This is a genomic window from Cupriavidus sp. 94F1 (assembly GCF_057798875.1).
The window spans coordinates 302,038-326,219 of record NZ_JBYOJT010000003.1 but is presented as its reverse complement, the minus strand read 5'-3'; the positions used below and the strand labels follow the sequence as shown (position 1 = coordinate 326,219).

25 protein-coding genes are annotated in these 24,182 nt (G+C 66.5%); 17 read left to right on the top strand and 8 right to left on the bottom strand.

What is annotated here, in order from left to right; genetic code table 11:
• Positions 1–37 precede the first annotated feature (37 nt).
• The 4 genes from AC3FJ6_RS09245 to AC3FJ6_RS09230 all read left to right on the top strand — a co-directional run bounded on the left by AC3FJ6_RS09245 (position 38) and on the right by AC3FJ6_RS09230 (position 3,968).
• On the top strand, positions 38–478 hold the full coding sequence (locus AC3FJ6_RS09245; RefSeq protein ID WP_400396345.1) for a CBS domain-containing protein: 441 nt from the start codon (positions 38–40) through the stop codon (positions 476–478).
• 322 nt (positions 479–800) lie between these two features.
• Entirely contained in the window at positions 801–2,291 is a 1,491-nt protein-coding gene (locus AC3FJ6_RS09240) for an MDR family MFS transporter (RefSeq protein ID WP_488771859.1), read from the top strand.
• Positions 2,292–2,433: 142 nt separating this feature from the next.
• Entirely contained in the window at positions 2,434–3,051 is a 618-nt protein-coding gene (locus AC3FJ6_RS09235; RefSeq protein WP_488771858.1) for a glutathione peroxidase, read from the top strand.
• A gap of 131 nt (positions 3,052–3,182) precedes the next feature.
• Positions 3,183–3,968 (top strand): oxygen-binding di-iron domain-containing protein, encoded by a 786-nt coding sequence (locus tag AC3FJ6_RS09230; protein WP_488771592.1) that lies wholly within the window; start codon positions 3,183–3,185, stop codon positions 3,966–3,968.
• Between the two features lie 17 nt (positions 3,969–3,985).
• On the opposite strand, the gene gstA is transcribed toward AC3FJ6_RS09230, so the two are convergent.
• A complete protein-coding gene (gstA, locus tag AC3FJ6_RS09225) occupies positions 3,986–4,612 on the bottom strand; it encodes a glutathione transferase GstA (RefSeq protein ID WP_488771591.1) in 627 nt (208 codons plus the stop codon).
• Between the two features lie 240 nt (positions 4,613–4,852).
• Between gstA and AC3FJ6_RS09220 the strand changes: the two genes are divergently transcribed.
• Both AC3FJ6_RS09220 and AC3FJ6_RS09215 read left to right on the top strand, forming a co-directional pair.
• Positions 4,853–5,701, top strand: a complete 849-nt coding sequence (locus AC3FJ6_RS09220) for a fumarylacetoacetate hydrolase family protein (RefSeq protein ID WP_488771590.1) — start codon at positions 4,853–4,855, stop codon at positions 5,699–5,701.
• A 224-nt stretch (positions 5,702–5,925) separates the two neighbouring features.
• Entirely contained in the window at positions 5,926–7,173 is a 1,248-nt protein-coding gene (locus AC3FJ6_RS09215) for a M20 aminoacylase family protein (protein WP_488771589.1), read from the top strand.
• A 52-nt stretch (positions 7,174–7,225) separates the two neighbouring features.
• On the opposite strand, the gene AC3FJ6_RS09210 is transcribed toward AC3FJ6_RS09215, so the two are convergent.
• Entirely contained in the window at positions 7,226–8,044 is an 819-nt protein-coding gene (locus AC3FJ6_RS09210; protein ID WP_488771857.1) for an AraC family transcriptional regulator, read from the bottom strand.
• A 259-nt stretch (positions 8,045–8,303) separates the two neighbouring features.
• Between AC3FJ6_RS09210 and AC3FJ6_RS09205 the strand changes: the two genes are divergently transcribed.
• Positions 8,304–9,521, top strand: coding sequence for an MFS transporter (locus AC3FJ6_RS09205; protein ID WP_488771588.1), 1,218 nt, complete (start codon positions 8,304–8,306; stop codon positions 9,519–9,521).
• A gap of 71 nt (positions 9,522–9,592) precedes the next feature.
• On the opposite strand, the gene AC3FJ6_RS09200 is transcribed toward AC3FJ6_RS09205, so the two are convergent.
• Positions 9,593–10,894, bottom strand: coding sequence for a M20/M25/M40 family metallo-hydrolase (locus AC3FJ6_RS09200; RefSeq protein WP_488771587.1), 1,302 nt, complete (start codon positions 10,892–10,894; stop codon positions 9,593–9,595).
• A gap of 104 nt (positions 10,895–10,998) precedes the next feature.
• Between AC3FJ6_RS09200 and AC3FJ6_RS09195 the strand changes: the two genes are divergently transcribed.
• Both AC3FJ6_RS09195 and AC3FJ6_RS09190 read left to right on the top strand, forming a co-directional pair.
• Positions 10,999–11,277 (top strand): hypothetical protein, encoded by a 279-nt coding sequence (locus tag AC3FJ6_RS09195; protein WP_153946201.1) that lies wholly within the window; start codon positions 10,999–11,001, stop codon positions 11,275–11,277.
• Between the two features lie 177 nt (positions 11,278–11,454).
• The gene (locus AC3FJ6_RS09190; protein ID WP_488771586.1) at positions 11,455–12,444 is read left to right on the top strand and encodes a Bug family tripartite tricarboxylate transporter substrate binding protein; all 990 of its coding nucleotides are present in this window, start codon (positions 11,455–11,457) and stop codon (positions 12,442–12,444) included.
• 69 nt (positions 12,445–12,513) lie between these two features.
• Here the strand turns inward: AC3FJ6_RS09190 and AC3FJ6_RS09185 are convergent, their stop codons facing one another.
• Positions 12,514–13,236: a response regulator transcription factor gene (locus tag AC3FJ6_RS09185; protein ID WP_488771585.1), complete on the bottom strand. Its 723-nt coding sequence runs from the start codon at positions 13,234–13,236 to the stop codon at positions 12,514–12,516.
• A 191-nt stretch (positions 13,237–13,427) separates the two neighbouring features.
• Between AC3FJ6_RS09185 and AC3FJ6_RS09180 the strand changes: the two genes are divergently transcribed.
• Entirely contained in the window at positions 13,428–13,889 is a 462-nt protein-coding gene (locus AC3FJ6_RS09180) for a response regulator transcription factor (RefSeq protein WP_488771584.1), read from the top strand.
• Positions 13,867–14,235 (top strand): winged helix-turn-helix domain-containing protein, encoded by a 369-nt coding sequence (locus tag AC3FJ6_RS09175; protein WP_488771583.1) that lies wholly within the window; start codon positions 13,867–13,869, stop codon positions 14,233–14,235. Before AC3FJ6_RS09180 ends, AC3FJ6_RS09175 begins: the two co-directional genes overlap by 23 nt.
• Positions 14,236–14,239: 4 nt before the next feature.
• Here the strand turns inward: AC3FJ6_RS09175 and AC3FJ6_RS09170 are convergent, their stop codons facing one another.
• The 4 genes from AC3FJ6_RS09170 to minC form a co-directional block, all read right to left on the bottom strand.
• The gene (locus tag AC3FJ6_RS09170; protein ID WP_487523353.1) at positions 14,240–15,322 is read right to left on the bottom strand and encodes a porin; all 1,083 of its coding nucleotides are present in this window, start codon (positions 15,320–15,322) and stop codon (positions 14,240–14,242) included.
• Positions 15,323–15,719: 397 nt separating this feature from the next.
• Complete coding sequence (gene minE / locus AC3FJ6_RS09165) at positions 15,720–15,974, bottom strand: cell division topological specificity factor MinE (protein ID WP_061959726.1); 255 nt, start codon at positions 15,972–15,974, stop codon at positions 15,720–15,722.
• Positions 15,975–15,991: 17 nt separating this feature from the next.
• Positions 15,992–16,804 (bottom strand): septum site-determining protein MinD, encoded by an 813-nt coding sequence (gene minD, locus AC3FJ6_RS09160; RefSeq protein WP_101679758.1) that lies wholly within the window; start codon positions 16,802–16,804, stop codon positions 15,992–15,994.
• Positions 16,805–16,853: 49 nt separating this feature from the next.
• Complete coding sequence (gene minC / locus AC3FJ6_RS09155; RefSeq protein ID WP_488771582.1) at positions 16,854–17,735, bottom strand: septum site-determining protein MinC; 882 nt, start codon at positions 17,733–17,735, stop codon at positions 16,854–16,856.
• 249 nt (positions 17,736–17,984) lie between these two features.
• On the opposite strand from minC, the gene AC3FJ6_RS09150 reads away from it, so the two are divergent.
• The 6 genes from AC3FJ6_RS09150 to kdpC all read left to right on the top strand — a co-directional run bounded on the left by AC3FJ6_RS09150 (position 17,985) and on the right by kdpC (position 24,132).
• Complete coding sequence (locus AC3FJ6_RS09150) at positions 17,985–18,956, top strand: magnesium and cobalt transport protein CorA (protein WP_488771581.1); 972 nt, start codon at positions 17,985–17,987, stop codon at positions 18,954–18,956.
• Positions 18,957–19,154: 198 nt separating this feature from the next.
• Positions 19,155–19,325, top strand: a complete 171-nt coding sequence (locus AC3FJ6_RS09145; protein WP_400393744.1) for a hypothetical protein — start codon at positions 19,155–19,157, stop codon at positions 19,323–19,325.
• On the top strand, positions 19,325–19,414 hold the full coding sequence (gene kdpF, locus AC3FJ6_RS09140) for a K(+)-transporting ATPase subunit F (RefSeq protein ID WP_400393746.1): 90 nt from the start codon (positions 19,325–19,327) through the stop codon (positions 19,412–19,414). The genes AC3FJ6_RS09145 and kdpF overlap by 1 nt, the downstream gene beginning before the upstream one ends.
• A complete protein-coding gene (kdpA, locus tag AC3FJ6_RS09135; protein WP_488771580.1) occupies positions 19,414–21,246 on the top strand; it encodes a potassium-transporting ATPase subunit KdpA in 1,833 nt (610 codons plus the stop codon). The genes kdpF and kdpA overlap by 1 nt, the downstream gene beginning before the upstream one ends.
• Before the next feature lie 15 nt (positions 21,247–21,261).
• Positions 21,262–23,499, top strand: coding sequence for a potassium-transporting ATPase subunit KdpB (gene kdpB, locus AC3FJ6_RS09130; RefSeq protein WP_488771579.1), 2,238 nt, complete (start codon positions 21,262–21,264; stop codon positions 23,497–23,499).
• 15 nt (positions 23,500–23,514) lie between these two features.
• A complete protein-coding gene (gene kdpC / locus AC3FJ6_RS09125; RefSeq protein ID WP_488771578.1) occupies positions 23,515–24,132 on the top strand; it encodes a potassium-transporting ATPase subunit KdpC in 618 nt (205 codons plus the stop codon).
• Positions 24,133–24,182: the final 50 nt, after the last annotated feature.

Genomic DNA, 24,182 nt, shown 5'->3' with positions numbered 1-24,182 from the left:
GCGACTGTTTCCAAAACGGCAACAAGGAGTCGGTGACATGAAGACCGCACGGCAGGTTCTGGAAAACAAGGCAAATCACGCCATCTACAGTATTCCACCCACGGCGACGGTGTACGCGGCGCTGCAGCTGATGGCCGACAAGGGCATCGGCGCGCTGCTGGTAATGGAACACGACAAGATCGTCGGCATCCTGAGCGAACGGGATTACGCGCGCAAGGTGATCCTGATGCAACGCACGTCGCGCGAGACGCTGGTCAAGGAAATCATGACCACGGCCGTGATTTACGTACGTGCCGATCAGAGCACAGACGACTGCATGGCGTTGATGACCAGGCATCGCCTGCGTCACCTGCCGGTGATGGATGGCGACACGCTGATGGGGATGTTGTCGATCGGCGACCTCGTCAACGACATCATCAGCGAGCAGCGTTTCACCATCGAACAGCTGGAACACTACATCACGGGCGGCTCACGCTAGCCGCCCCTCAGCGCGGTCCAATCCCACCCTCTCAACCCCGGGCACGTGGCGAACGTGCCCGGGGGCGTCGTTCGGCCTGTGGTTTTTGTCCCATCGCGGCCTTTTGCAGGCAATCGGCTCGAGCGAAAAAATACTAAGCATGCATATAATTATGCGGTCACTGAATAAGGCCGCGTCGATGTTGTGCGGTCTGAGGTTTTTGTGATCTGCGCGGCACCATCGGCGCCCCCACACCATCCGCACCCATTGCATGTCATCGCCCTCGCCTTCCCAGTCCGTCACGCTGGACGCCGCTCCCGATGCCCACGACCACGCCGCGATCATGCGCGTGATCGGCGGGATCGTGCTCTGTATCCTGCTGGCCGCGCTCGACCAGACCGTGGTCATTCCGGCCGTGCCGGCCATCGCCAACGACCTGAACGGTTTCGGCCATCTGTCGTGGATCGTCACGGCCTACCTGATCGTGTCGACGGTCACCACACCGCTCTACGGCAAGCTGTCTGACAGTTTTGGCCGCCGGCGCCTGCTGATGCTGGCGATCTCGCTATTTATCGCCGCATCGGTGGCCTGCGCGCTGGCGCAGTCGCTGACGCAGCTGATCCTGTTCCGCGCGCTGCAGGGCGTGGGCGGCGGCGGGCTGATGTCGCTGGCCCAGGCGGCCATCGCCGATGTGGTGGCGCCGCGCCAGCGCGGCCGCTACCAGGGCTACCTCGCGACGGTCTGGGCGGTCTCGTCGATTGCGGGACCGCTGGTGGGCGGCTGGGTGTCCGACCACATGTCGTGGCGCTGGCTGTTCTGGATCAACGTGCCGCTGGGCCTGCTGGCGATGGCCATGTGCTATCGCGGACTGGCGCACCTGCGTGCCCGGGGCGGCCGGCCGCAGGTGGACTGGCTGGGCGCCAGCCTGCTGGCGGTCGCCATCGTCGCCTTTCTGCTGGCGATGAGCTGGGCGGGCGAGGCCTTCGACTGGATCTCGCTGGAAATGGGCGGCCTGCTTTTGCTGACGCTGGTGGCCGTGGCGCTGCTGGCCTGGCAGGAACGGCGCGCCGCCGATCCGATGCTGCCGCCGCGCCTGTTCGCCAACCGCGCCTATGTGATGGGCGTGGGCGCCTCGTCGCTGGCTGCGCTCAACATCTTCCTGTGCATCTTCGCGCTGCCGCTGCACTTCCAGCTGGTGCGTGATGCCGATGCCTCGACGTCGGGCCTGCTGGTGGTGCCGTTCCTGCTGTCCACGGTGGCCGGCAACTTCGTGGTGGCGTGGCTGGCGCCTCGCCTGGGCCGCATGCGCGAGATACTGACCGGCGGCTACGTGGCCGCCGCCGTGGGGCTGGTGTCGCTGGCCACGGTCACGGCCGCCGTGCCCACGACGCTGGTACTGGTGGCGATGACGATTGCCGGCATCGGCCTGGGCATGTCGATGGTGGGCACGCTGATTTCGGTGCAGAACGCGCTGGAGCGCCGCGACATGGGCGCCGGCACCGGCGCGCTGCTGGTGATCCGCGCGCTGGGCAGCGCCCTGGGCGGCGCACTGGCCGGCACGCTGCTGGCGATGGAATTCCGCGACGCGCTGGCGCGCTCGGGCGTGAACCAGGCGCTGGACCTGGGCTCGCTGCGCCATGGCAGCGAGGCGATGGCCCATCTGTCGCCGGCCGTGCACCAGGTGCTGGCGGGCGGCGTGGAATCGGGCTTTCACATGATCTTCGCGGCGGGCGCGGTCGCGGCCATCATCGCGCTGGTCATCGTGCGACGCATGCCGGACCTGGAACTGCGCAGCAGCGTGACCGAACACGCGGCCAAGATTCACATGGATTGAAGGTGGTCCGGGGCCGGCGGCGCCTGTCGCTGCCGCCGCGCGTCATGACGCGAATCGCCCGAGAGCGTAGACTTTGCTGCACTAAAGGAAACCGGAGCCCGTACCCATGTCTCGCGAACGCACCCTGGCAACTGCAGTCCACATGGACCGGATGCGGCAACACCTCCAGCGCACCGCCCTGCTGGGCGCGTTGAGCCTGGCCGCCGCGGCCGCCATGCTGCCGCACCCTGCCCGCGCGGCAGACAAGTCTGCCACGGTGTCGGCACAGCCGGCCGGCAACTGCCCGGCTTCGCTGAATTTCCGTTTCCCGCGTCTGCAGGACGAATCGCCCCAGAACCTGTGCCAGTACGCCGGCAAGGTCGTGCTGGTGGTCAATACGGCCAGCTATTGCGGCTTCACGCCGCAATACGAAGGCCTGGAGGCGCTTTACGCCAAGTACCGCGAGCGCGGCCTGGTGGTACTGGGCTTCCCGTCGAACGACTTCTCGCAGGAGCCCGGTTCGGCGAAGGAAATTTCGGACTTCTGCTACAACACCTACGGCGTCAAGTTCCCGATGCTCGGCAAGTCCCACGTGCGCGGCGGCGAAGCCAATCCGATGTACGTGTTGCTGACGAAGGAAACCGGCACCGCGCCGAAGTGGAATTTCTACAAATACCTGATCGACCGCAAGGGCCAGGTCGTGGGCAGCTACAACAGCATGGTCAAGCCCGACGACAAGCAGTTCGTGGCCAAGATCGAAGAGTTGCTGTCCACGCGCTGAATGGCCCCGCCGCCGGTGCCCGTCCGGCTTTTTCGGCCGCTTTCCAGGATTTTTGATTCACATCAATTGAAAACCTCGCGCAACTGAGTACTTTCGCCGCTTAAAAATAACCACAAGCGGTTGAGGGAGTCATGAGCAAGGTGCTTTACGAATGCAACGGGCATGTCTGCCTGGCGTTTACGGACCTGGTCGACGATACGCATGGCGATGCGGTGCAGAGCAACCAGTTCCTGGTGGTCAATCACGGGCACGCGGCCCTGATCGATCCGGGCGGGCAGATGACCTATAGCGAGCTGTACATGACGATCAGCCGCTATTTCCCGCCCAAGCAACTCGATTACGTACTGGCGTCGCACGCCGATCCCGACATCGTGGCGTCGGTGGGGCGCTGGCTGACGGCGTCCGACAGCCGCGTGCTGATCTCCGAGGTCTGGGCGCGCTTCCTGCCGCATTTCTGCCAGACCGGCAAGACCGCCGGGCGCATTGTCCCGATTCCCGATGCGGGCATGGTGGTGCCGCTGGGCAAGTCGTCGATCATGGCCGTGCCGGCCCATTTCCTGCATTCCGAGGGCAATTTCCAGTTTTTCGATCCGATCAGCAGGATCCTGTTCTCGGGCGATCTCGGGGCGTCGATGACCTCGACGGAAGACGCGCGCGGCGACGTGACCGATTTCGATGCCCACGCGGCCCGCATGCTGGGGTTCCACCGCCGCTACATGAGCGGCAACAAGGCCTGCCGGCTGTGGGCGGCCATGGCGCGCACGCTCGATATCCAGTGCATCGTGCCGCAGCACGGGCCGTCGATCCGGGGGCGCCAGATGGTGGCGCGGTTCATCGACTGGGTCGAGCAGCTCCAGTGCGGGCTGGATCTGGTCGACGCCAGTCACTATCAGGTGCCCACGCAGGTCCTGCGCTGAACCCGCGGGCGGCGCCGTCAGTCGCGCACCAGGCCTTCGGCACGCATTGCCGCCTGCACGGCCGGGCGCGCGGCCACGCGCGACAGATATTCCTGCAGCTTCGGGTACGCATCGAGCTTCAGGTGCAGCAGCCGGGCCCAACTGACGATCGTGAAGCAGTACGCATCGGCCACGCTGAACTGGTTGCCCAGCAGGTAATCGCGCGACGCCAGGTGTTGGTCCAGTTCGCCAAAACGCTTGTGCAGCTTGGCCTTGCAGGCCTCGACGGTGCTGGCGTCGGTTTCCTTGTGCCACAGCCACGGGCTGAACACCTTGTGCAGTTCGGTGGAGATCAGCGTCAGCCAGCCCACGGCCTCCAGCCTGGCCTGGCTGCCGGGCGCCGGCAGCAGGTTGCGTGCCGGCACCATGTCGGCGATGAACTGGAGCAGGGCGGACGCCTCGCTGTGGCGCGACCCGTCATCGAGCTGCAGCAGTGGCACATAGCCGCGCGGGTGGATGGCGTAGTAGTCGTTGGTGCCGTTTTCGGGCTCGGCCAGCGTGTGATGGATCAGGTCGACGCGGGCCAGCGTGACGGGCAGGCCGGCCTCGCGCAGGGCGATATGAACGGCCATCGAGCAGGCGGCGGGCGAATAGTAGAGCTTCATGGGATTCCTTGGGAGATGGCACGGCGCGGGGCGCGGCGTGCGGTGATGGCAGTCTAGGCAGCGGCCCAGGCCCCCACAATGCGTGGCGATGCACAGCGGGTATGCAAAGATGCATGGCCTGCATGATGTGTCAGAAGAATGCCGACGCAGGGCGGTCGGGGACGGGCGTGCGGGGGCCGCGCGCGGGCCGCTGGCTTGCGATATGCTCGCGAGGCTGACCTGACCCCCATAGGAGACAAGATGAAGCTAGTCCGTGTAGGAAACCCCGGCGCCGAGCGTCCGGGCCTGGTTGACCGTGATGGGCGCGTGCGCGATCTGTCCGGTGTCGTCGGCAATATCGGCCCGGGCGAACTGGCGCCGGCGGCGCTGGCCCGGCTGGCCGCGATCGACCCGGCCACGTTGCCCGTGGTGGAGGGCCAGCGCCATGGCGTGCCCTGGACCGGTATCGGCAAGATCATCGCCATCGGCCTGAACTACGCCGACCATGCCGCCGAGGCAGGCATGCCGCTGCCGGCCGAGCCGATCGTGTTCCTGAAGGCGAATACCTCGCTGAACGGCCCGAACGACGCCGTGATGCTGCCGTTCGAGTCAAAGAAGTCGGACTGGGAGGTGGAACTGGGCGTGGTCATCGGCACCACGGCGCGCAATGTGTCCAAGGCCCAGGCGCTGGAGCACGTGGCGGGCTACTGCGTGGTGAACGATGTGTCCGAGCGCGAATTCCAGCTCGAACGCGGCGGCACTTGGGACAAGGGCAAGGGCTGCGACACGTTCTGCCCGGTCGGCCCGTGGCTGGTCACCCGCGACGAGGTGCCCGACGCCCAGAAGCTGGGCATGTGGCTCGACGTCAACGGCGAGCGCATGCAGAAGGGCAGCACCGCGACGATGGTCTTCGACGTGGCCACGGTGGTCAGCTACGTCAGCCGCTTCATGACGCTGGAACCCGGCGACCTGATCGCCACCGGTACGCCGCCCGGCGTGGGCATGGGCTTCAAGCCGCCGCGCTACCTGAAGGCTGGCGATGTGATGCGCCTGGGCATTGAGGGCCTGGGCGAACAGAGCCAGAAGGTTGTGGCGTACGGCGAACGCTAGATTCTGCGATGTGAAAAATGCGGGGCGACCGCGTGGCTTCGCGAGGTTCCCCGCTGAAACATCGTCTTGCAAAGCGTCGCGTTTTCAAACAAAGCGTCCGTTAAGGGCAACAGTTTTGGGACCATATGGGGCGCTTTCGCACGAAATTCCCATTCGGGGTTTCACCTCCCGGGGGTGCGTGAAATACTGTTCTTACATGATGTCTGCCAAACAAGAGCAATGCCATGTCTGAACACGCCCCCGAAATCGAGTCGATATTGAAGACCGTCCCGGTTAGCCTCGCCCGGAACGGTCCCACCCGCACCTTCTGCACCCTGCATGACACGCTCGACTCGCGTGACGAACTGCAGGACATCCGCCGCAGCATCCACCAGCATCCCGAACTCGCCTTCAATGAAGTCCGTACCGCCGAGCTTGTCGCCAGCAAGCTCGAAGGGTGGGGCTACACCGTGACGCGCGGTGTGGGCGGCACCGGGGTGGTGGCCACGCTGCGGTCGGGCAGCAGCCAGCGCAGCGTCGGCATTCGCGCCGACATGGACGCGCTGCCGATCCACGAGCGCACCAACCTGCCATACGCCAGCGTCAACGAAGGCAGGATGCACGCCTGTGGCCACGACGGGCACACCGCCGTGCTGCTGGGCGCTGCCCGCCAGCTGGCGCGCACGCGCCATTTCAACGGCACTGTCCACCTGATCTTCCAGCCTGCCGAGGAAATCGGCGCCGGCGGCGGGGCCGAGCGCATGCTGGCCGATGGCCTGTTCGAACGGTTTCCGTGCGACGCCATCTTTGGCCTGCATAACCACCCTGGCGTGGAAGCCGGTACGTTCATGTTCCGCGCGGGGCCGTTCATGGCCGCGTGCGACACGGTGACGATCACCATTCGTGGCAAGGGCGGCCACGCGGCCCGCCCGCACCAGTCGATCGACCCGATCCTGGTGGCCGGCAGCCTGGTGATGGCGCTGCAATCGATCGTGGCGCGCAATGTCGATCCGAACGAGACCGCCGTGGTCACCATCGGCACGCTGCACGCCGGCCACGCGCCAAACGTGATCCCGGACAGCGCGCGCATGGAAATCAGCGTGCGGTCGTTCAGCGCCGAGGTGCGGGCGTCGATGGAAGCGCGTATCCGCCAGCTGGTCACGGCGCATGCCGAAGGCTATGGCGCCGCCGCCGATATCGACTACGTGCGCGGCTATCCGGTACTGGTCAACAGCGAGGCGGAGACCGAATTCGCCCGGCAGGTGGCCGAGGAACTGGTGGGTCCGGAGCGGGCGATCGGCAATTTCCATCGCATCGCGGGCAGCGAGGACTTCGCGTACTTCCTGCAGCAGCGCCCGGGCTGCTTCGTGCGGATGGGCAATGGCGCCAACCAGCCGCTGCTGCACAACGCCGGCTACGACTTCAACGACGACAACCTGACCGTGGGCGCAGCGTACTGGACGCGCCTGGTGGAACGGTATCTGGCGGAATAACGATCGAGCCGCCGCAGGTTTGCAGATCGACAGGCCGCCAGGGCAGGGCAGGTCACTTGAAGAGGGCGCTCGGCGGCACGCCAAACTGCCGCCGGAACATCGTCGCAAAGGCGCTCGGGCTGTCGTAGCCCATGTCGAGCGCCACATCCACCACCTTGTCGCCGGCAGCCAGGCGCTCCAGCGCGGCCAGCAACCGCGCCTGCTGGCGCCACTGGCCAAAGGTCATCCCGGTTTCGCGCGCAAAGCGCCGCTGGATCGTCTTCGGGTCCACGCCCAGGCGCGTGCCCCAGTCGGCCAGGGTCAGGCCGGTATCGGGCTCGCCGACGATCTGGTCGCAGATCGTGCGCAGGTCCGGGTCGGTGGGGCGGGGCAGGTGCAGCGGCAGCGTCGGCACCAGCTTCACTTCGTCGAGCAGCAGCCGCATCAGGCGGCCATCGCGCGAATCCATGTCATATAGAGCGGGCACGTCAATGGCGGCCAGGATCAGCTCGCGCAGCAGCGGCGATATGCCCAGAACGGTACATGCCGTGGGCAGATCGGGCGCGGCGTCGGGGCGGATATAGGCGGTGCGCATCTGCACCCGGCCCACCATGCGGATCCAGTGCGTGGTGCCGCCCGGCATCCACATGCCGCGCGTGGGCGGCACGGTCCACTGGCCTTCGGCCGTCGAGACCACCATCACACCATGCATGGCATGGATCAGCTGGGCATGCGGATGCTGGTGGGGCTTGGTGACGTGGCCCGGCACATAGTCGGCAGCCATGGCCGTGACCGGCATCGGGCTGCGGTCGTACTGGACATAGGCGGGGCGCTCGGCATAGGTGTCGGCGCGGGCGTCCATGGCGGGATCGCGCGGCGCATCGGGGGGCAGGGGTCGGCTGCCCGGGGTGTCGTGATCGACCCAGGCGATGCGCGGGGCAGGATGGGCGGCGGATGTCGGTCGTGCGGACGGCTTGCGGCGCTGTGGCGGTCGCGGGGTACCCGGCATGTCCTTTTCTCCAAGGTTGCGGCCTTATTCTCGCAGGACAGGCGCAGGTTTGCCAATTAGCATCGTCACACTTCCTTTAATCCCGTGGAAACGGGCTCCGGGAAGATTCCCGAGAAGAAAACTGGCCAATGCGCCCCCGACCATGAGCACAACCGTCCATTCCGCCGCCGCCGCGGCGCCTCGCGAGGAGGGCACGCGCTTCCGCGTGCTGTACGCGATCAGTTTCGCGCACTTCCTCAACGACATGATCCAGTCGCTGATCCTGGCCATCTATCCGATGCTCAAGGGCGGCTTCAACCTGAGCTTCGCGCAGATTGGCCTGCTGACGCTGACGTACCAGATCACCGCATCGCTACTGCAGCCGATCGTCGGCCTGTACACGGACAAGCACCCGAAGCCCCATTCGCTGGCCATCGGCATGGGCTTCACGCTGGGTGGCCTGCTGCTGCTGTCGGTGGCGCCCAGCTACGGCGTGCTGCTGGTAGCGGCGGCGCTGGTCGGTACCGGATCGTCGATCTTCCATCCTGAGTCGTCGCGCGTGGCGCGGCTGGCATCGGGCGGCCAGCATGGCCTGGCGCAATCGATCTTCCAGGTGGGCGGCAATGGCGGCAGCGCCATGGGTCCGCTGCTGGCTGCGTGGATCGTGCATACGCAGGGCAGCGTGGCGTGGTTCTCGCTGGCGGCCGTGCTGGCCATTGCGGTGCTGTGGCAGATCGGCGGCTGGTACGGCCGCCATCTGGCCGAGCGCGCCGCGAAGAAGAAGGCCGCCGCCGGCGCGGTGGCCAAGCTGCCGACATCGACCGTCGTGCGCGCCATGACAGTGCTGCTGCTGCTGATCTTCTCGAAGTATTTCTATATGGCCAGCCTGAACACGTACTACACGTTCTATCTGATGGAGAAGTTCGCGCTGACGCGCCAGACGTCGCAGGTCTACCTGTTCCTGTTCCTGTTCGCGGTGGCGGCGGGCACGATCCTGGGCGGCCCGATCGGCGACCGCATCGGCCGCAAGCGCGTGATCTGGGCGTCGATCCTGGGCGTGGCGCCGTTTACGCTGATGCTGCCGCACGCCAACCTGTTCTGGACCGCCGTGCTGACGGTGATCATCGGCTTCATCCTGGCGTCGGCGTTCTCGGCCATCCTGGTGTTTGCCCAGGAACTGATTCCGGGCAAGGTCGGCATGGTGTCGGGCCTGTTCTTCGGCTTCGCGTTCGGCATGGGCGGCATCGGCGCCGCTGTGCTGGGCAAGCTGGCCGACGCCCATGGCATCGAATCGGTCTACCAGTTCTGCGCCTACCTGCCGCTGCTGGGGCTGCTGGCGGTGTTCCTGCCAGACCTGCGGGGACGCGCGAAGGCGGCTTGAGGTAGCCGTTCTGCGAAAAAAGGAAGGCGACCCTCCCGGGTCCCTTCCTTTTTTCATGTCAACGTGGCGGATTACTTGCCGGCCTTGTCCTGCGACACATCCATGATCATGCGCGTCAGCAGGTACAGGCGCGGCGTGACCGAGTTCAGGTCCACGTACTCGGCGTCGTTCGAATGGGCGCCGAACCCGCGCAGGCCGAAACGCTCGATGACCGGGGCCCTGGTGGCTGCCGCGGCGAATGCGGCATCGGTGCCGCCGCCTTCTGCCGTGTCGTAGACGGCCAGCTTTTCACCGATTTCCGCATAGATGCCCTGGGCATGGGCGGCGAGGGCGCGCGCGGCCGGCGTGACTTCCAGCGGCGGCCGGCGGCGCTCGAACTTGACCTCGACCTTGGTGTCGGGAATCAGCGTCTTCCTGGTCCGCTCCTGCAACGTCTTCTCCAGGCCGTCATAGTCGGCGGTGCGCAGCACGCGCACATCGGCCTGGGCCGTGGCCACGGCGGGAATCACGTTGCGATTGGTGCCGGCCTGCGACAGTGTCCAGTTGACCTTGAGCCCGGTATCGGGATTCGACAAGTCGCGCATCTGCAGGATCTGGTGCGACATCTCGTACAGCGCATTGCGGCCCAGTTCCGGCGAGCTGCCCGCGTGCGACGACTTGCCGTCCACCTTGAGCGCGATAGCGCCGATGCCGCTGGTGGCCAGCGACAGGCGGTCGCCGGTCACGCGCGTCGCCTCGCACGAGAACACGGCGTCCTGCTCCGAACCGAGCTTGGTCAGCATCGCGCGGGCGCCCGGCGAGCTGATTTCCTCGTCGCCGTTGATCAGCACGGTCAGGGTGCCGTAGTCCTTGAAGTTCATCTTCTGCAGGATCGCCACGGTGTGCAGGATCACGGCCACGCCGTTCTTGTCATCGGCGATGCCCAGCCCGTAGGCCTTGTCGCCTTCCACGCGGAACGGCTGCTGTGCCAGCATGCCGCGCAGGTACACGGTGTCCATATGGGCAATCAGCATGATCTTGCGCTTGCCCGTGCCCTGGAATGTGGCATGCACCATCTTGCCCACGGTCTCGGGCGTGTCCTCCATGCGGTAGACCTCGGTCGGCGCCACCAGCCTGGCGTCGCCCCCCATGGCGGCCAGCCGGTCGCGGATCAGGTTGGCAATGCGGTCCAGGCCTTCGATGTCCTTGCTGCCGGATTCGATCGACACCAGGTCCTTCATGGTGCTGATGAGCGCGGGCTTTTCCTGCTGGGCAAGCCGGTAGACAGGTTCGACCGGCGCGGCTGCGGCGGTGCCGGCAAGCAGCGCCGCGGCCAGGGCGACCGATGACAGGGTGACAGGACGATGACGAAACACGGGGCGGGGGACGGACACGGAACGACTCCTCTTTCTTCCTGGTGGTGTGAAGCCCACATGTTGCGCGCGCAACGCGCACGGGTCCAGTACCCTGGCATCGGTTTTGCGGCATCATCTGGGTCATGAAGTCCGCCGTGCCCCAGCCCTCCGCATTACCCGCCATGTCTGCCCGTCCCGCCTGCGCCCACTGCCTTGCCCTTGCCGACGATCCGCGCCGCCGCGAGCCGCATCCGTGCCTGGCGCTGCGCAACACCGCGCCGCTGGTCAGCCAGAGTGCGGCTGGCGTGCCCTTCAGCATGATGTCGTTCACCTGCCGCGAGTGCGGGACGGGCTGGCGGCTCTACGACCGCGCCAACGAACTGTTCGTGTCGTGGGTGCCCGAGCACCCGCTGGTGCGATAGCCGTCCCGACACCCCCTGGTGCGATAGCCGCCCGCACGCCCGGGGGTGGCATAGCCGATCAGCTAAGATAGCGGCTGGCCGGACGCCGCCAACGCGCGCCACCCGGTACCCAGACGATGTCTTTCGCGCGCCGCGTTCGCGCCCATCCCCACGTATTTCCCGCTTCCAAGCCCGACCATGGCCGTTTTCCGTCTCCTGCCGCTGCGCGCCGCCTGCCTCGCCGTCACGCTGATGGCCGCCGCCGCTGCCCCCGCCCTTGCCGCCGACAACTACCCGAGCCGGCCGATCCGCATGATCGTGGCCTATCCCACCGGCGGCATCAGCGACGCCGTGGCGCGCGCGCTGGGCGAAAAGCTGTCGGTCCAGATGGGCACGTCGGTGGTGGTGGAAAACAAGGCCGGCGCCGGCGGCAGCATCGGCATCGACGCCGTGGCCAAGGCCGCGCCCGATGGTTACACGCTCGGTTTCGCCTCGACCAGCCCGCTGACGCTCAATCCGCACGTGGGCCGCGTCAACTATGACCCCCAGCGCGATGTGGCGCCGGTCATGAGCGTGATGTATTCGCCCGTGCTGGTGATTGCCACGCCGAGCTTCACCGGCAAGGCGTTCCCGGACCTGATCGCCCAGTCGAAGGCCAGGCCGGGCTCGGTGCGCTGGGCCACGTCGGGCCTGGGCACGGTGGGCCACGTGATGCTGGAACAGGTGCGCGCGAAGTCCCGGGCCGACATCACGCTGATCCCGTACAAGGGCGCGGGCCAGCAGATGAACGATGCGCTGGGCGGCCAGTTCGAGGTGATGAGCACCAACGCCAGCCCGATGCTGACGCAGCATATGCAGGCTGGCCGCCTGCGGGCCATCGCCGTGGGCGCGCCCAGGCGGCTCGACAGCCTGCCCAACGTGCCGACCTTCGACGAACTCGGCTATCCGAAGGCCAACCTGACCTCGACATTCGGCATCTTCGCGCCGGGCAAGACGCCGGCGGCCATCATCGACAAGCTCAACGCCGAACTGAACAAGGCGCTGGCCGAGCCCGAGGTGCGCGACCGCCTGCTGCGCGGCGGCGAAGTGCCTACCGGCGGCTCGGCGGCGCAGTTTGCCAAGGCCATTCACGCCGAATCGCAGGAAAACGCCCGCATCGTCAAGGAAGCGGGCATCAAGGCGGACTGAGCGAAACGAGGGACCGGGGGGCAGGGGCTTTCGCCAGATCGACCCCATGGCACCTTCATCGCACTTTCTTCAAGCCACGTCGAGCCGGCTGCCCAGCCGGTAGACCGTGCGCAGCATCACGCCGTTGAACGGCCATAGCGCCAGCTTGTTCCGGATGCGCGACAGATGGCTGTCGATGGTGCGCGACTGTTCTTCCATGTCGGCACCGCGCCAGACCTTGTCGATCATCGTCCGGCGCGTCACCAGCGTGCCGAGATTGCGGAACAGCAGCAGCGCCAGCGCATATTCCTTGGGCGACAGCGTCACCGGCATGCCTTTCACCCAGACCTGACGCTCGGCCACCGCGAAGCGGAATTCCCCGCAGACCAGCTGGTCGGGCCCGTCGTCCAGCACCCCGGCCGGCGCGGTGGCTGGCCGCACGGGCTGCGTGGCGGCGCGCCGGCCCAGCGCCTCGATGCGCGCGAGCAGTTCGCCGTCGCGCACCGGCTGCGGCACATAGGCATCGGCGCCGGCCATCAGGCAGCGCGCCACATCCGATTCGGCGTCGCTGGCACCGAACATCATCACGGGCAGGGCGTGTCCGAGCGTGCGCCGGACCCAGTCGAGCAATTCCTCGGCATCGGCGTCGGCCACGTCGCGGTCCAGCAGCAGCATGTCGAAGGGCTCGGCATGGATGGCGTCCACCAGGGGCGGCCCGCAGCGAAAGCGTGCCAGATGGTGCCCGCCCCGTTGCAGGGCGCGCTCCAGCACCATGATGCGAGCCGGATTATCTTCAAGCGCGGCGATCTTCACGTTGCGTTCCTTGCAGGTCCTTGCCAGTCATTCAATGCGGCCCATGGTAGGTCGCGGCCCGCCGAGGACGAAGTAAACATTTGTGGCGGACACAAAAATGAGCATCGTCTTATAGGGTTTGTGCGCAACTCCGCATCTAATGGTCGTCGGACTTATTCACCGGGGCCCCGAAGCGGGGCGCGCGACGACGCATGACGAAGACAGGACTGAGGGTGGCTTCCCTGGAGAACGACAGCGCCCAGGCGGCGATGATCCGCGCCATCGTGAACGGCGCCGGCCATGAATGCGTGACCTTTACCGACGGCCGCCGCATGTTGCTGACCCTGCGCAAGGTCACATTCGACCTGCTGCTGCTGGACTGGGACGTGCCGCAGGTATCCGGGCTGGAGGTGCTGCACTGGGTGCGCACGCACCTGGACCCACGCCTGCCGGTGATGTTCGTGGCCGGGCGCCAGGCCGAGGCCGATATCGCGGTGGCGCTGTCCGCCGGCGCCGACGACTTCATGGTCAAGCCGATCCGGCCAGTGGAACTGTCCGCGCGCATCCAGGCGCTGCTGCGACGGGTCTATCCCGATACGCGCCAGCGCGACGACGACCGCCCTGAGCTGGGGCCGCTACGCCTTCGACATCGTGACGCACCGGGCCACGCGTGACGGCGCGGTGGTGCCGCTCACGCCCAAGGAATTCGAACTGGCGCTGCTGATGTTCCGCCATGCCAATCGCGTGGTGCCGCGCGACCACATGGTGACGGCGGTGTGGGGACGCGAGTTCTCGCCGATGTCGCGCACCATCGACACGCATATCTCGCGCGTGCGCAACAAGCTCGGGCTGTGGGACGAAAACGGGGTGCGCGTGGTGCCGGTCTACACCTACGGCTACCGGCTGGAACTGCTCGACGACGGGCCCGCCCGCGACACGGCCGCGCAGGCGGCAGGGGCCGGGGGCGGACGAAAAAAAAGGCACCCGAAGGTGCCTTTCCCAGAACAGCCAATCGAGTGAACGATCAGAAAATGTGGCGGATGCCAGCGGCGATACCGGTCTGGTTGTTGCGGCCCGGCAGTTCGGTCTTCACGCCACCGGTCACCTTGTTGAAGTCGACCGTGCCGTAGACCTGCGTGCGCTTCGACAGCGAGTACTCGGCCAGCAGAACGCCGGTGTATCGCTTGCCGTTGCTGTCGGCGATGCCGTTCTTGTTGTCGATGAAGTCGGCGTAGAACACGCCGGTCAGCACCAGGGCCGGGGTGGCCTGATACGTGGCACCAACGTAGCCGATCGTGTCCTTGCGCGGGTTGGCCGACGCATTGCCGCCCGTGGGGATCGGGTTACCCGTGTTGGCCGGCGTGAAAAAGTTCGAATCGATCATGCCGGTGCGGTCCTTGCCACCGATATAACCCAGGAACAGCTTGGCCGGGCCGACGCCGTACTTACCAGCCACGCCCCACATTTGCTGGCGGTTCTTGGCAGCAGTCGTGTCGCGGATTTCCTGGTACACGGCGCCGATGCCGAACGGTCCGATGTCGTACGAAGCACGGGTGCCCCAGTACTGGCCCTTGGTCATGCTGCCGGCCTGCTCACCGAAACCGTAGCTGGCGCCGACGTTCAGGCCGCTAAACGAACCCGAGTAGCTGACCACGTTGTCCGAACGGAACTGGGTCAGGAAGAACGGCCAGGCGTTGTTGTCGTAGTTGCCGATGGTCAGCGGGTCGAAGTCGCCGAACAGGTTGAAGCCTTCCGTGTACTGACGGCCCAGCTTGACCGCGCCGAAATCGCCGGACAGGCCGACGTAGGCCTGACGACCGAACAGGCGGCCACCTTGGTTCGCCCTGCCGGTATCCGGATCAAAGCCGTTTTCCAGCTGGAAGATCGCCTTCAGGTTGTTGCCGAGGGCTTCCGAGCCCTTCAGGCCCCAACGGCTGTTGGTGATGGCGCCGTTCGTGACCTGGGTCTGGCTGTGGTTGCCGGCATCGGCATTGGTCTGGAAACGGACGCTTTGGTCAACGATACCGTACAGCGTGACCGACGATTGCGCGAAGGCGCTGCCTGCGCACAGCGAACCAACGGCGAGGGCCAGTAGCGATTTCTTCATGGTGCTCCTTTTCTGTCTTGTGGTCGGATCGCCCCGGATCACGGCGCGTCCGTCTTTGTGGATAACGTTTGCACTAAACGCCGCGAAAATTTAACAAAAGGCGGGTGTTTCGGACATAAATCCGAGGCGCAGGCGCGTTCCGGGAAGACATTTGGTGCAAATCCGTTGGTTTGCCGCTACACAATGCCGGAAGGCCCGCGAATTGGTGCATGGCACCATGCGCCACGGCGGTGCAGGTCAGGCGGGGAGCGGGAAAGGAGGCGGGCGGCAGCGTGCCGTACAACCGCCGCGCCGGGCGGTTGTTGCGCTGCAATATCCCCAACGAATGTGGGGAAGGGTTATCCCTCGGTGGGGATGGCCATGGCCGCGGCGCCGACGTTGCCGGCGCTGCGGCAGGTCAGGCCTGCGGAATCTCGATCTTGACCTCGAGCACTTCCAGGTTGTCCTGGCGCTCAAGGCTGACGCGCAGATCCTGGTCGCTGATCTTCACGTACTTCGAGATGACGGCCACCAGCTCGCGCTGCAGGGCCGGCAGGTAGTCGGCCGGCGCCGAATGGCCGGTCCGTTCGTGGGCGAGAATGATCTGCAGCCGCTCTTTGGCGACCGACGCGGACTTCTTCTTCTCCCCGAGCAGGAAGGACAGGATCGACATATGGATGAGCCCTCCTTTTACTTGTTGCCGAAGATGCGCGAGAGCAGCCCCGGCTTCTGGTAGTCAGTGAAACGCAGCGGCTTGTCCTTGCCCAGGAAGCGGTCCACCACGTCGCCATAGGCGTCGGCCACATCGGTGCCTTCCAGATGGATGGCCGGCGTGCCCTGGTTCGAAGCATGCAGCACGGCTTCCGATTCCGGTACCACGCCGATCAACTTGATGCGCAGGATTTCCTGGATGTCGGTCAGCGACAGCATCTCGCCGCCATGCACGCGCTTGGGGTTGTAGCGCGTGATGAGCAGGTGTTCCTTGATGGTCTCGCCTTCGCTGGCGCGCTTGGTCTTCGAGGCCAGGATGCCGAGAATGCGGTCCGAGTCACGTACCGACGAGACTTCGGGGTTGGTCACGATCAGCGCCTCGTCGGCAAAGTACATGGCCATCAGCGCGCCGGTCTCGATGCCGGCCGGCGAATCGCAGACGATGAATTCGAAGTCCATGGCCTTCAGGTCGTTGATGACCTTTTCCACGCCCTCGCGCGTCAGCGCCTCCTTGTCGCGCGTCTGCGACGCCGGCAGGATGAACAGGTTCTCGCACTTCTTGTCCTTGATCAGCGCCTGGTGCAGGTTGGCTTCGCCCTGCACCACGTTGATCAGGTCATACACCACGCGGCGCTCGCACCCCATGATCAGGTCGAGGTTGCGCAGGCCGACGTCGAAATCGATCACGGCAGTCTTGTGGCCACGCAGGGCCAGGCCGGCGGCGAAGCTCGCGCTGGTGGTGGTCTTGCCGACGCCTCCCTTGCCGGAGGTCACTACGATGATTTTTGCCATGGCTCTTGGTCCGGTATGAAAGTGGTTCGTCGTGATGGGCGCGGCGGCGTTATTTCATCCGCAGCGGTTCAAGAATCAGCTTCTCGTCGGCCAGGCGCACCTGGGCCGACTTGCCGAGCACGTCGGCCGGGAGCGTCTGCTCGGCGGTCCGGTAGATGCCGGCGATGGAAATCAGTTCGGGCTCCAGGCACGTGCAGAAGATGCGCGCGTCCGGGTTGCCCTTGACGCCCGCCAGCGCACGGCCGCGCAGCGGGGCGTAGATATGGATGTTGCCTTCGGCGATGACCTCGGCGCCGTAGCTGACCAGGTCCAGGATCACCACGTCGCCCTGCGCGTACACCTGCTGGCCCGAGCGCAGCGGCTTGTCGATCAGCAGCGTGGGGATGGCGCGCGGCGTGGCGGCCGCGGCGTTGGCGGCGGCCATGATTTCGGCGATTTCCGATGCGCTGCCGTTGGCCGCGCCCGCTTCGGCGCCCTGCACACCGTTGCCGGCCGGGTTGGCGCTGGCGGACGCGTCATCGGCGGCACCCTGTCCGGAAGCCGATTCGGCCCCCTTTTCGGCACCCTTTTCGGCGTCCGGCCTGTCCCGGGCCGCGTCGTCGCGGCCGCCGCGCCGGCTCTGGCTGTCCAGCAGCGGCAGCCCGAAGCCGCCCGCCCAGCCGCGCTGGTCGGGGCGCGCCACCACGCCGATGGCGCGCGCCTTCAAGGTGGAAAGGGTGTCGATCACGCGGTCCAGCGCCAGCGCGCTGTCGCCGTCCAGGCGGCGCAGGTCCAGCGCCACCACGTCGTCGGAGAAGAAATCGGGAGTCGATTCGAAGCGGGAGAGAAGGTCATCCCGCACCGCGTCGATGTCCGCGGTCTGCAGGGCGAGAAGGAGGGCGTCGACATTGCCACTGCGCAGCTCGAAGCGTGGCGATTTCTTCTGGGACATAGCCGGGTGACCGTGGAAATGGGACATTCTAACGTCGGATTTCTCGGGAACTGTAACAAATCTTGGTCGGCCCGCAGGGGGTGAACCATGCGGACCATATGCCCCCAGCAAGGGCGCGCGCGTGTGGCGGGCGGGGCGGTACGGGTACCGGGATGGCCCGAGGTCGGGTACACCCTGATGTCAGCGCAACGCCTATCGCACGGTTCTGCCGCCCTTGTTACGATTGCGCATCTTGATCGCGGAGGAGCCATGGGCGCCATCGTCAACTGTGCGGCGTATCGCAATGGCAAGAAGCTTGGCAAGGTGGACTTCGCCGATATCGGCCAGGTGCTGGCGGAACCGGGCACGTTCGTCTGGCTGGGCCTGCACGAGCCCGACCTGACGCTGCTGCGCCGGGTGCAGCAGGCTTTCGGGCTGCATGACCTGGCCGTGGAAGACGCGCTGGACGCCCATCAGCGGCCCAAGCTCGAAACCTACGGCGATTCGGTGTTCGTGGTGCTCAACACCGCGCAGCTGGCCGGCGAGGAGGTGGTGGTGGGCGAGACCCACCTGTTTGTCGGCCCCAACTACGTGGTGTCGGTGCGCCACGGGGCCAGTTCCACCTACGCGCCCGTGCGCCAACGCTGCGAGGAAGACCCGCAGGGGCTGGCCAATGGCCCGGGCTATGTGCTGTACGCGCTGATGGACTTCGTGGTCGACCACTACCTGCCCATCGTCACGCGGCTGGAGGACACCTTCGAGCAGCTGGAGCAGGGCATCTTCCGCGATGAATTCGACCGCGAGGCCATCGAGCGGCTGTACCACGTCAAGCACCAGGTGCTGCGGCTGCGCAATGCCGTGTACCCGGTGGAGGATATCTGCGGCCAGCTGATCCGGCTGCATGAAGACCTGGTGCCCAAGGAACTGCGCGCGTATTTCCGCGATATCGAGGACCACTGCAGCCGCATCGTCCGCTCGCTGGACGTGGTGCGCGAGATGCTGACCACGGCCGTTCAGGTCAACCTGGCGCTGGTGACGGTGACGCAGAACGAGGTGGTCAAGCGGCTGGCCGGCTGGGGCGCCATCCTGGCCGTGCCGACGGTGGTGTTCTCGCTGTATGGCATGAACTTCAGCGACATGCCCGAGCTGAAGTGGCACTACGCGTATCCTGTGGTGCTCGGCTTTACCGTCACGGCCTGCGGACTGCTCTGGCGCAAGCTGCACCGGGCCGGCTGGATCTGACGCGGCTGTTTTCTCCCGGCTCCCGCCCGGCAGCAGGGCAACATCGCGTCCGGGCGGCACGGTGCCGCCCGTTTTTATATTTCGCGTTTTTATATTTCGTTTACACCCCCTCTCCCCCTCTCTACCCCGTTTTTACCCCCCGATCCCTAACCTCCTATCCGTGAATCACTCTGCAGGCGACCCGCCTGCACACACATCATGGACGGGATCTATTTCCTCGTATTGCTGGCCTTCGGCGCGTTGACGGGCGCGCTGCTGGCCCTGTGCGCCGCGCTGGGCGCCAACCTGCCCGCTGGCCGTGGTGGCGCCGACGACACCGGCGCGAAGCCCGCCCAGCCAAAGCATTCGGCAACCGACCGGAGGCTCTGATGGACTGGACCGACCTGCTCAGCGGCGGCCTGGCCGTCGCCATCTTCGTTTACCTGCTCGTTGCACTGTTCCGGCCGGAGAAATTCTGATGCCCACGTCAACCTTCTCCCAGTTTCTGGGGCTGCTCGCCCTGTTCCTTGCCGTGCTGTTCGTGGTGGGCCCGTTCCTGGGCCGCTACATGCGCCGCGCCGTCGAAGAGGGCAACTATGGGCTCACGGCATGGGGCCGTCCGCTCGAACGCGTGCTGTACCGCCTGGCCGGCGTGCGCGCCGATGCCGAAATGGGCTGGAAGCAGTACGCCGTCGCCGTGATCGTGTTCAACGTGATCGGCGTGATGGCCGTGTACGCCATCCAGCGCCTGCAAGGCATGCTGCCGCTGAACCCGCAGGGGTTTGGCGCGGTGTCGCCCGATTCGTCGTTCAACACCGCCATCAGCTTCGTGGCCAACACCAACTGGCAGGGCTATGCCGGCGAGTCCACCATGAGCTACCTGACGCAGATGCTGGCGCTGACGGTGCAGAACTTCGTTTCGGCGGCCACCGGCATCGCGGTGGTGTTTGCGCTGATTCGCGGCTTTGCGCGCCACAGCGCCCAGACCATCGGCAACTTCTGGGTCGATCTCGTGCGCAGCACGCTGTATGTGCTGCTGCCGCTGTCGATCGTCATGGCCGTGGCGCTGGTGGGGCAGGGCGTGATCCAGAACTTCGACAGCTACAAGGATGTGTCGCTGGTGTCGGCCGTGGACTACACGCAACCGGTGGTCGATGCGGCCGGGCAACCGGTGCTGGACCGCGATGGCAAGCCCGTGACCGAGGACAGGAAGACCGCCACGCAGACGCTGGCGATGGGTCCGGTGGCGTCGCAGGAAGCGATCAAGATGCTGGGCACCAATGGTGGCGGCTTCTTCAACGCCAACTCTGCCCATCCGTTCGAGAACCCGACGCCCCTGGCAAACCTGATCGAGATGCTGGCGATCTTTCTGATCCCGGCCGCGCTGTGCTTCACGTTTGGCGAGATGGTCAGGGACCGCCGCCAGGGTGTGGCCGTGATCGCGTCGATGACGGTGATCTTCGTGGTGATGGCGGTGGCCGCGATGGCGTCCGAGCAGCAGGTGAACGCCGCGCTGTCGGCGCTGCCGGTTGACCATGTGGCATCGGCGCTGCAGGCCGGCGGCAACATGGAGGGCAAGGAAGTGCGCTTCGGCATTTCGGCCAGCGCGCTGTTCGCGACGATCACCACGGCCGCGTCGTGCGGCGCCGTGAACGCCATGCACGACTCGTTCACGGCCATCGGCGGCCTGGTGCCAATGCTGCTGATGCAGCTGGGCGAGGTGGTCTTCGGCGGCGTGGGCTCGGGCCTGTACGGCATGCTGGTCTACGCGGTGCTGGCGGTCTTTATCGCGGGCCTGATGATCGGCCGCACGCCCGAATACCTGGGCAAGAAGATCGAGGCCTACGAGATGAAGATGACCGCCGTGGCCATCCTGGTGACGCCGCTGCTGGTGCTGGTCGGCACGGCCATCGCGGTGATGGCGGAGCCCGGCCGCGCAGGGGTATTCAACCCCGGCACGCACGGCTTCTCTGAGATCCTGTACGCGCTGTCGTCGGCGGCCAACAACAACGGCAGTGCCTTTGCCGGGCTGTCCGCCAACACGCCGTTCTACAACGTGCTGCTGGCCGCGGCGATGTGGTTCGGCCGCTTCTGGATCATCGTCCCGGTGCTGGCCATGGCCGGATCGCTGGCCGCCAAGCGCCGCACGCCGGCCACGTCCGGCACGATGCCCACGCACGGCCCGCTGTTCGTGGTGCTGCTGGTGGGTTCGGTCCTGCTGGTTGGCGCACTGACCTACGTGCCCGCGCTGGCGCTGGGCCCGGTCGCAGAGCAACTGCAGCCCGCCGCCGTTGCGGCGGCCGCCAAGTAATTCGCGGAGATTCTCATGCAACAACAATCCCCGGCGACGCGTAACACCCCGGCCGCGCCGTCACGTCCCGCCGGCACGGCAGCCAATGCGACCGCCACGGCGGCCGGCGGCGGCATGCCGCATCACCCGCGCCCCGCGCGCGGCATGTTCTCGCCCGAACTGGTCAAGCCGGCCATGATCGATGCGCTGCGCAAGCTCACGCCGCGCGCGCAGTTGCGCAACCCGGTGATGTTCGTGGTCTACGCGGGCAGCATCCTGACGACGATCCTGTTCCTGCGTGCGTGGCTCGGCCACGCGCAGGGCAGTGAATCCGCGGGCTTCATCCTGGCCGTTGCCGTCTGGCTGTGGTTCACGGTGCTGTTCGCCAACTTTGCCGAAGCCCTGGCCGAAGGCCGCAGCAAGCAGCAGGCCGCCGCGCTGCGCGGGCTCAAGACCACCACCATGGCGCGCGTGGTGCGCCCGGGCCGTGGCGACGCGCGCGCCGCCGGCGCCACCGAGCCGGTGATCGCCACCGACCTGCGTCGCGGCGACATCGTGCTGGTCGAAGCTGGCGAGATGATCCCCGGCGACGGCGAGGTCATCGAAGGCGTGGCCTCCGTCGATGAAAGCGCCATCACGGGAGAGTCGGCGCCCGTGATCCGCGAATCGGGCGGCGACTTCTCGTCGGTGACCGGCGGCACGCGCGTGCTGTCCGACTGGATCGTGGTCCGCATCACGACCAATCCGGGCGAAAGCTTCATCGACCGCATGATCAGCATGGTCGAAGGCGCCAAGCGCCAGAAGACGCCGAACGAGCTGGCGCTGACGATTCTGCTGGTGGGCCTGACGCTGGTGCTGCTGTTGGCCACGGCCACGCTGCAGCCGTACTCGCTCTATGCGGTGCTGGTGACCAAGGCCGGCGTGCCGGTATCGGTAACGGTGCTGGTGGCGCTGCTCGTGTGCCTGATCCCGACCACGATCGGCGGGCTGCTGTCGGCCATCGGCGTGGCCGGCATGAGCCGCATGATGGAAGCGAACGTGATTGCCACGTCGGGCCGCGCGGTGGAGGCCGCCGGGGACGTCGATGTGCTGCTGCTCGACAAGACCGGCACGATCACCCACGGCAATCGCCACGCCGCGCGCTTCCTCTGCGCCCCGGGCGTGAACGAGCGCCAGCTGGCCGAGGCCGCCTGGCTGTCGTCGCTGGCCGATGAAACGCCCGAGGGCCGCAGCATCGTCGCGCTGGCACGCCAGCAGCCCGGCGTGGCCGCGCCGGAGATGGGCGCGCGCGGACTGGCCGCCCCGGTCTTCGTGCCGTTCACTGCGCAGACGCGCATGAGCGGCGTCGATGTGGCGCAAGGCAACGTCGTGCGCAGCGTGCGCAAGGGTGCGGCCGATGCGGTGCGCCGCTACGTGACCGAGCGCGCCGGCAAGTTCCCCGACGCCGTCATGCAGGCCGTGGACGATGTCGCGCGCGCCGGCAGCACGCCGCTGGTGGTGGCCGAGGCCATTTCCGAAGGCACCGAGGACAGTGTGCGCGTGCTGGGCGTGGTGGAGCTCAAGGACATCGTCAAGACCGGCATCCGCGAGCGGTTCGGAGAACTGCGCAAGATGGGCATCCGCACCGTGATGATCACCGGCGACAACCGCCTGACGGCGGCGTCGATCGCGGCCGAGGCCGGCGTCGACGACTTCCTGGCCGAGGCCACGCCCGAGGCCAAGCTCGCGCTGATCCGCGAATACCAGGGCCAGGGCCGCCTGGTGGCGATGACCGGCGACGGCACCAACGACGCCCCCGCGCTGGCGCAGGCCGACGTGGCGGTGGCCATGAACAGCGGCACGCAGGCCGCGCGCGAGGCCGGCAACATGGTCGACCTGGACAGCAACCCGACCAAGCTGATCGAGATCGTCGAGATCGGCAAGCAGATGCTGATGACGCGCGGGTCGCTGACCACCTTCAGCGTGGCCAACGACGTGGCCAAGTATTTCGCGATCATCCCGGCCGCGTTTGCCACCACGTATCCGCAGCTGAACCTGCTGAACGTGATGCACCTGTCCACGCCGGCGTCGGCCATCATGTCGGCCGTGATCTTCAACGCGCTGATCATCGTGGCGCTGATTCCGCTGGCGCTGCGTGGCGTGGTGTACCGCCCGCTGGGCGCCGCCATCCTGCTGCGTCGCAACCTGCTGATCTACGGGCTGGGCGGCATCCTGGTGCCGTTTGCCGGCATCAAGCTGATCGACATGTTCCTGACGATGTTCGGCTGGATCTGAGTACGGAGAACTGCAATGCCTTCACAAGCCCAAATCAATCTGCCGTCCGAGCCGGCGCGCCAGACCGGCATGCTGCGCCCGGCACTGACTGTGTTCGTCGGCCTGTCCATCGTCACCGGGCTGCTCTATCCCGGCGTGGTCACCGGCATCGCGCGCGCGGTGTTTCCGCACCAGGCGGCCGGGTCGCTGATCGTGCAGAACGGCAGGACGGTCGGCTCCGAACTGATCGGCCAGCCGTTCTCGGACCCGAAATACTTCTGGGGCCGCCTGTCGGCCACGGCGCCGATGCCGTACAACGGCGCGGCGTCGGTGGGCTCGAACCTGGGCCCGACCAACCCGGCGCTGACCGATGCGGCGAAAGCGCGTATCGATGCGCTGCACGCCGCTGACCCGGACAACAAGGCAGCGATCCCGGAGGATCTGGTGACGGCCTCCGGCAGCGGCCTCGATCCACATATCAGCCCGGCCGCGGCGCAATACCAGGCGGCGCGCGTGGCGCGCCTGCGCGGCCTGCCGGAAGCGAAGGTCGAGGCGCTGATCGCGGCTAACACCGAGGGCCCGGGCCTGGCGGTGCTCGGGGAGCCGGCGGTGAACGTGCTCAAGTTGAATCTTGCGCTGGATGGGCTGAAATAGATTTCGTGGTGGTCGATGCGCTTGCCCTCTCCCCCGCCCCTCTCCCGCAG

Coding starts and splice junctions, on each gene's coding strand:
- AC3FJ6_RS09245 (WP_400396345.1), top strand. CDS start 38: ATGAAGACCGCACGGCAGGTTCTGGAAAACAAGGCAAATCACGCCATC.
- AC3FJ6_RS09240 (WP_488771859.1), top strand. CDS start 801: ATGCGCGTGATCGGCGGGATCGTGCTCTGTATCCTGCTGGCCGCGCTC.
- AC3FJ6_RS09235 (WP_488771858.1), top strand. CDS start 2,434: ATGGACCGGATGCGGCAACACCTCCAGCGCACCGCCCTGCTGGGCGCG.
- AC3FJ6_RS09230 (WP_488771592.1), top strand. CDS start 3,183: ATGAGCAAGGTGCTTTACGAATGCAACGGGCATGTCTGCCTGGCGTTT.
- gstA (WP_488771591.1), bottom strand. CDS start 4,612: ATGAAGCTCTACTATTCGCCCGCCGCCTGCTCGATGGCCGTTCATATC.
- AC3FJ6_RS09220 (WP_488771590.1), top strand. CDS start 4,853: ATGAAGCTAGTCCGTGTAGGAAACCCCGGCGCCGAGCGTCCGGGCCTG.
- AC3FJ6_RS09215 (WP_488771589.1), top strand. CDS start 5,926: ATGTCTGAACACGCCCCCGAAATCGAGTCGATATTGAAGACCGTCCCG.
- AC3FJ6_RS09205 (WP_488771588.1), top strand. CDS start 8,304: ATGAGCACAACCGTCCATTCCGCCGCCGCCGCGGCGCCTCGCGAGGAG.
- AC3FJ6_RS09195 (WP_153946201.1), top strand. CDS start 10,999: ATGAAGTCCGCCGTGCCCCAGCCCTCCGCATTACCCGCCATGTCTGCC.
- AC3FJ6_RS09190 (WP_488771586.1), top strand. CDS start 11,455: ATGGCCGTTTTCCGTCTCCTGCCGCTGCGCGCCGCCTGCCTCGCCGTC.
- AC3FJ6_RS09180 (WP_488771584.1), top strand. CDS start 13,428: ATGACGAAGACAGGACTGAGGGTGGCTTCCCTGGAGAACGACAGCGCC.
- AC3FJ6_RS09170 (WP_487523353.1), bottom strand. CDS start 15,322: ATGAAGAAATCGCTACTGGCCCTCGCCGTTGGTTCGCTGTGCGCAGGC.
- minE (WP_061959726.1), bottom strand. CDS start 15,974: ATGTCGATCCTGTCCTTCCTGCTCGGGGAGAAGAAGAAGTCCGCGTCG.
- minD (WP_101679758.1), bottom strand. CDS start 16,804: ATGGCAAAAATCATCGTAGTGACCTCCGGCAAGGGAGGCGTCGGCAAG.
- minC (WP_488771582.1), bottom strand. CDS start 17,735: ATGTCCCAGAAGAAATCGCCACGCTTCGAGCTGCGCAGTGGCAATGTC.
- AC3FJ6_RS09150 (WP_488771581.1), top strand. CDS start 17,985: ATGGGCGCCATCGTCAACTGTGCGGCGTATCGCAATGGCAAGAAGCTT.
- AC3FJ6_RS09145 (WP_400393744.1), top strand. CDS start 19,155: ATGGACGGGATCTATTTCCTCGTATTGCTGGCCTTCGGCGCGTTGACG.
- kdpF (WP_400393746.1), top strand. CDS start 19,325: ATGGACTGGACCGACCTGCTCAGCGGCGGCCTGGCCGTCGCCATCTTC.
- kdpA (WP_488771580.1), top strand. CDS start 19,414: ATGCCCACGTCAACCTTCTCCCAGTTTCTGGGGCTGCTCGCCCTGTTC.
- kdpB (WP_488771579.1), top strand. CDS start 21,262: ATGCAACAACAATCCCCGGCGACGCGTAACACCCCGGCCGCGCCGTCA.
- kdpC (WP_488771578.1), top strand. CDS start 23,515: ATGCCTTCACAAGCCCAAATCAATCTGCCGTCCGAGCCGGCGCGCCAG.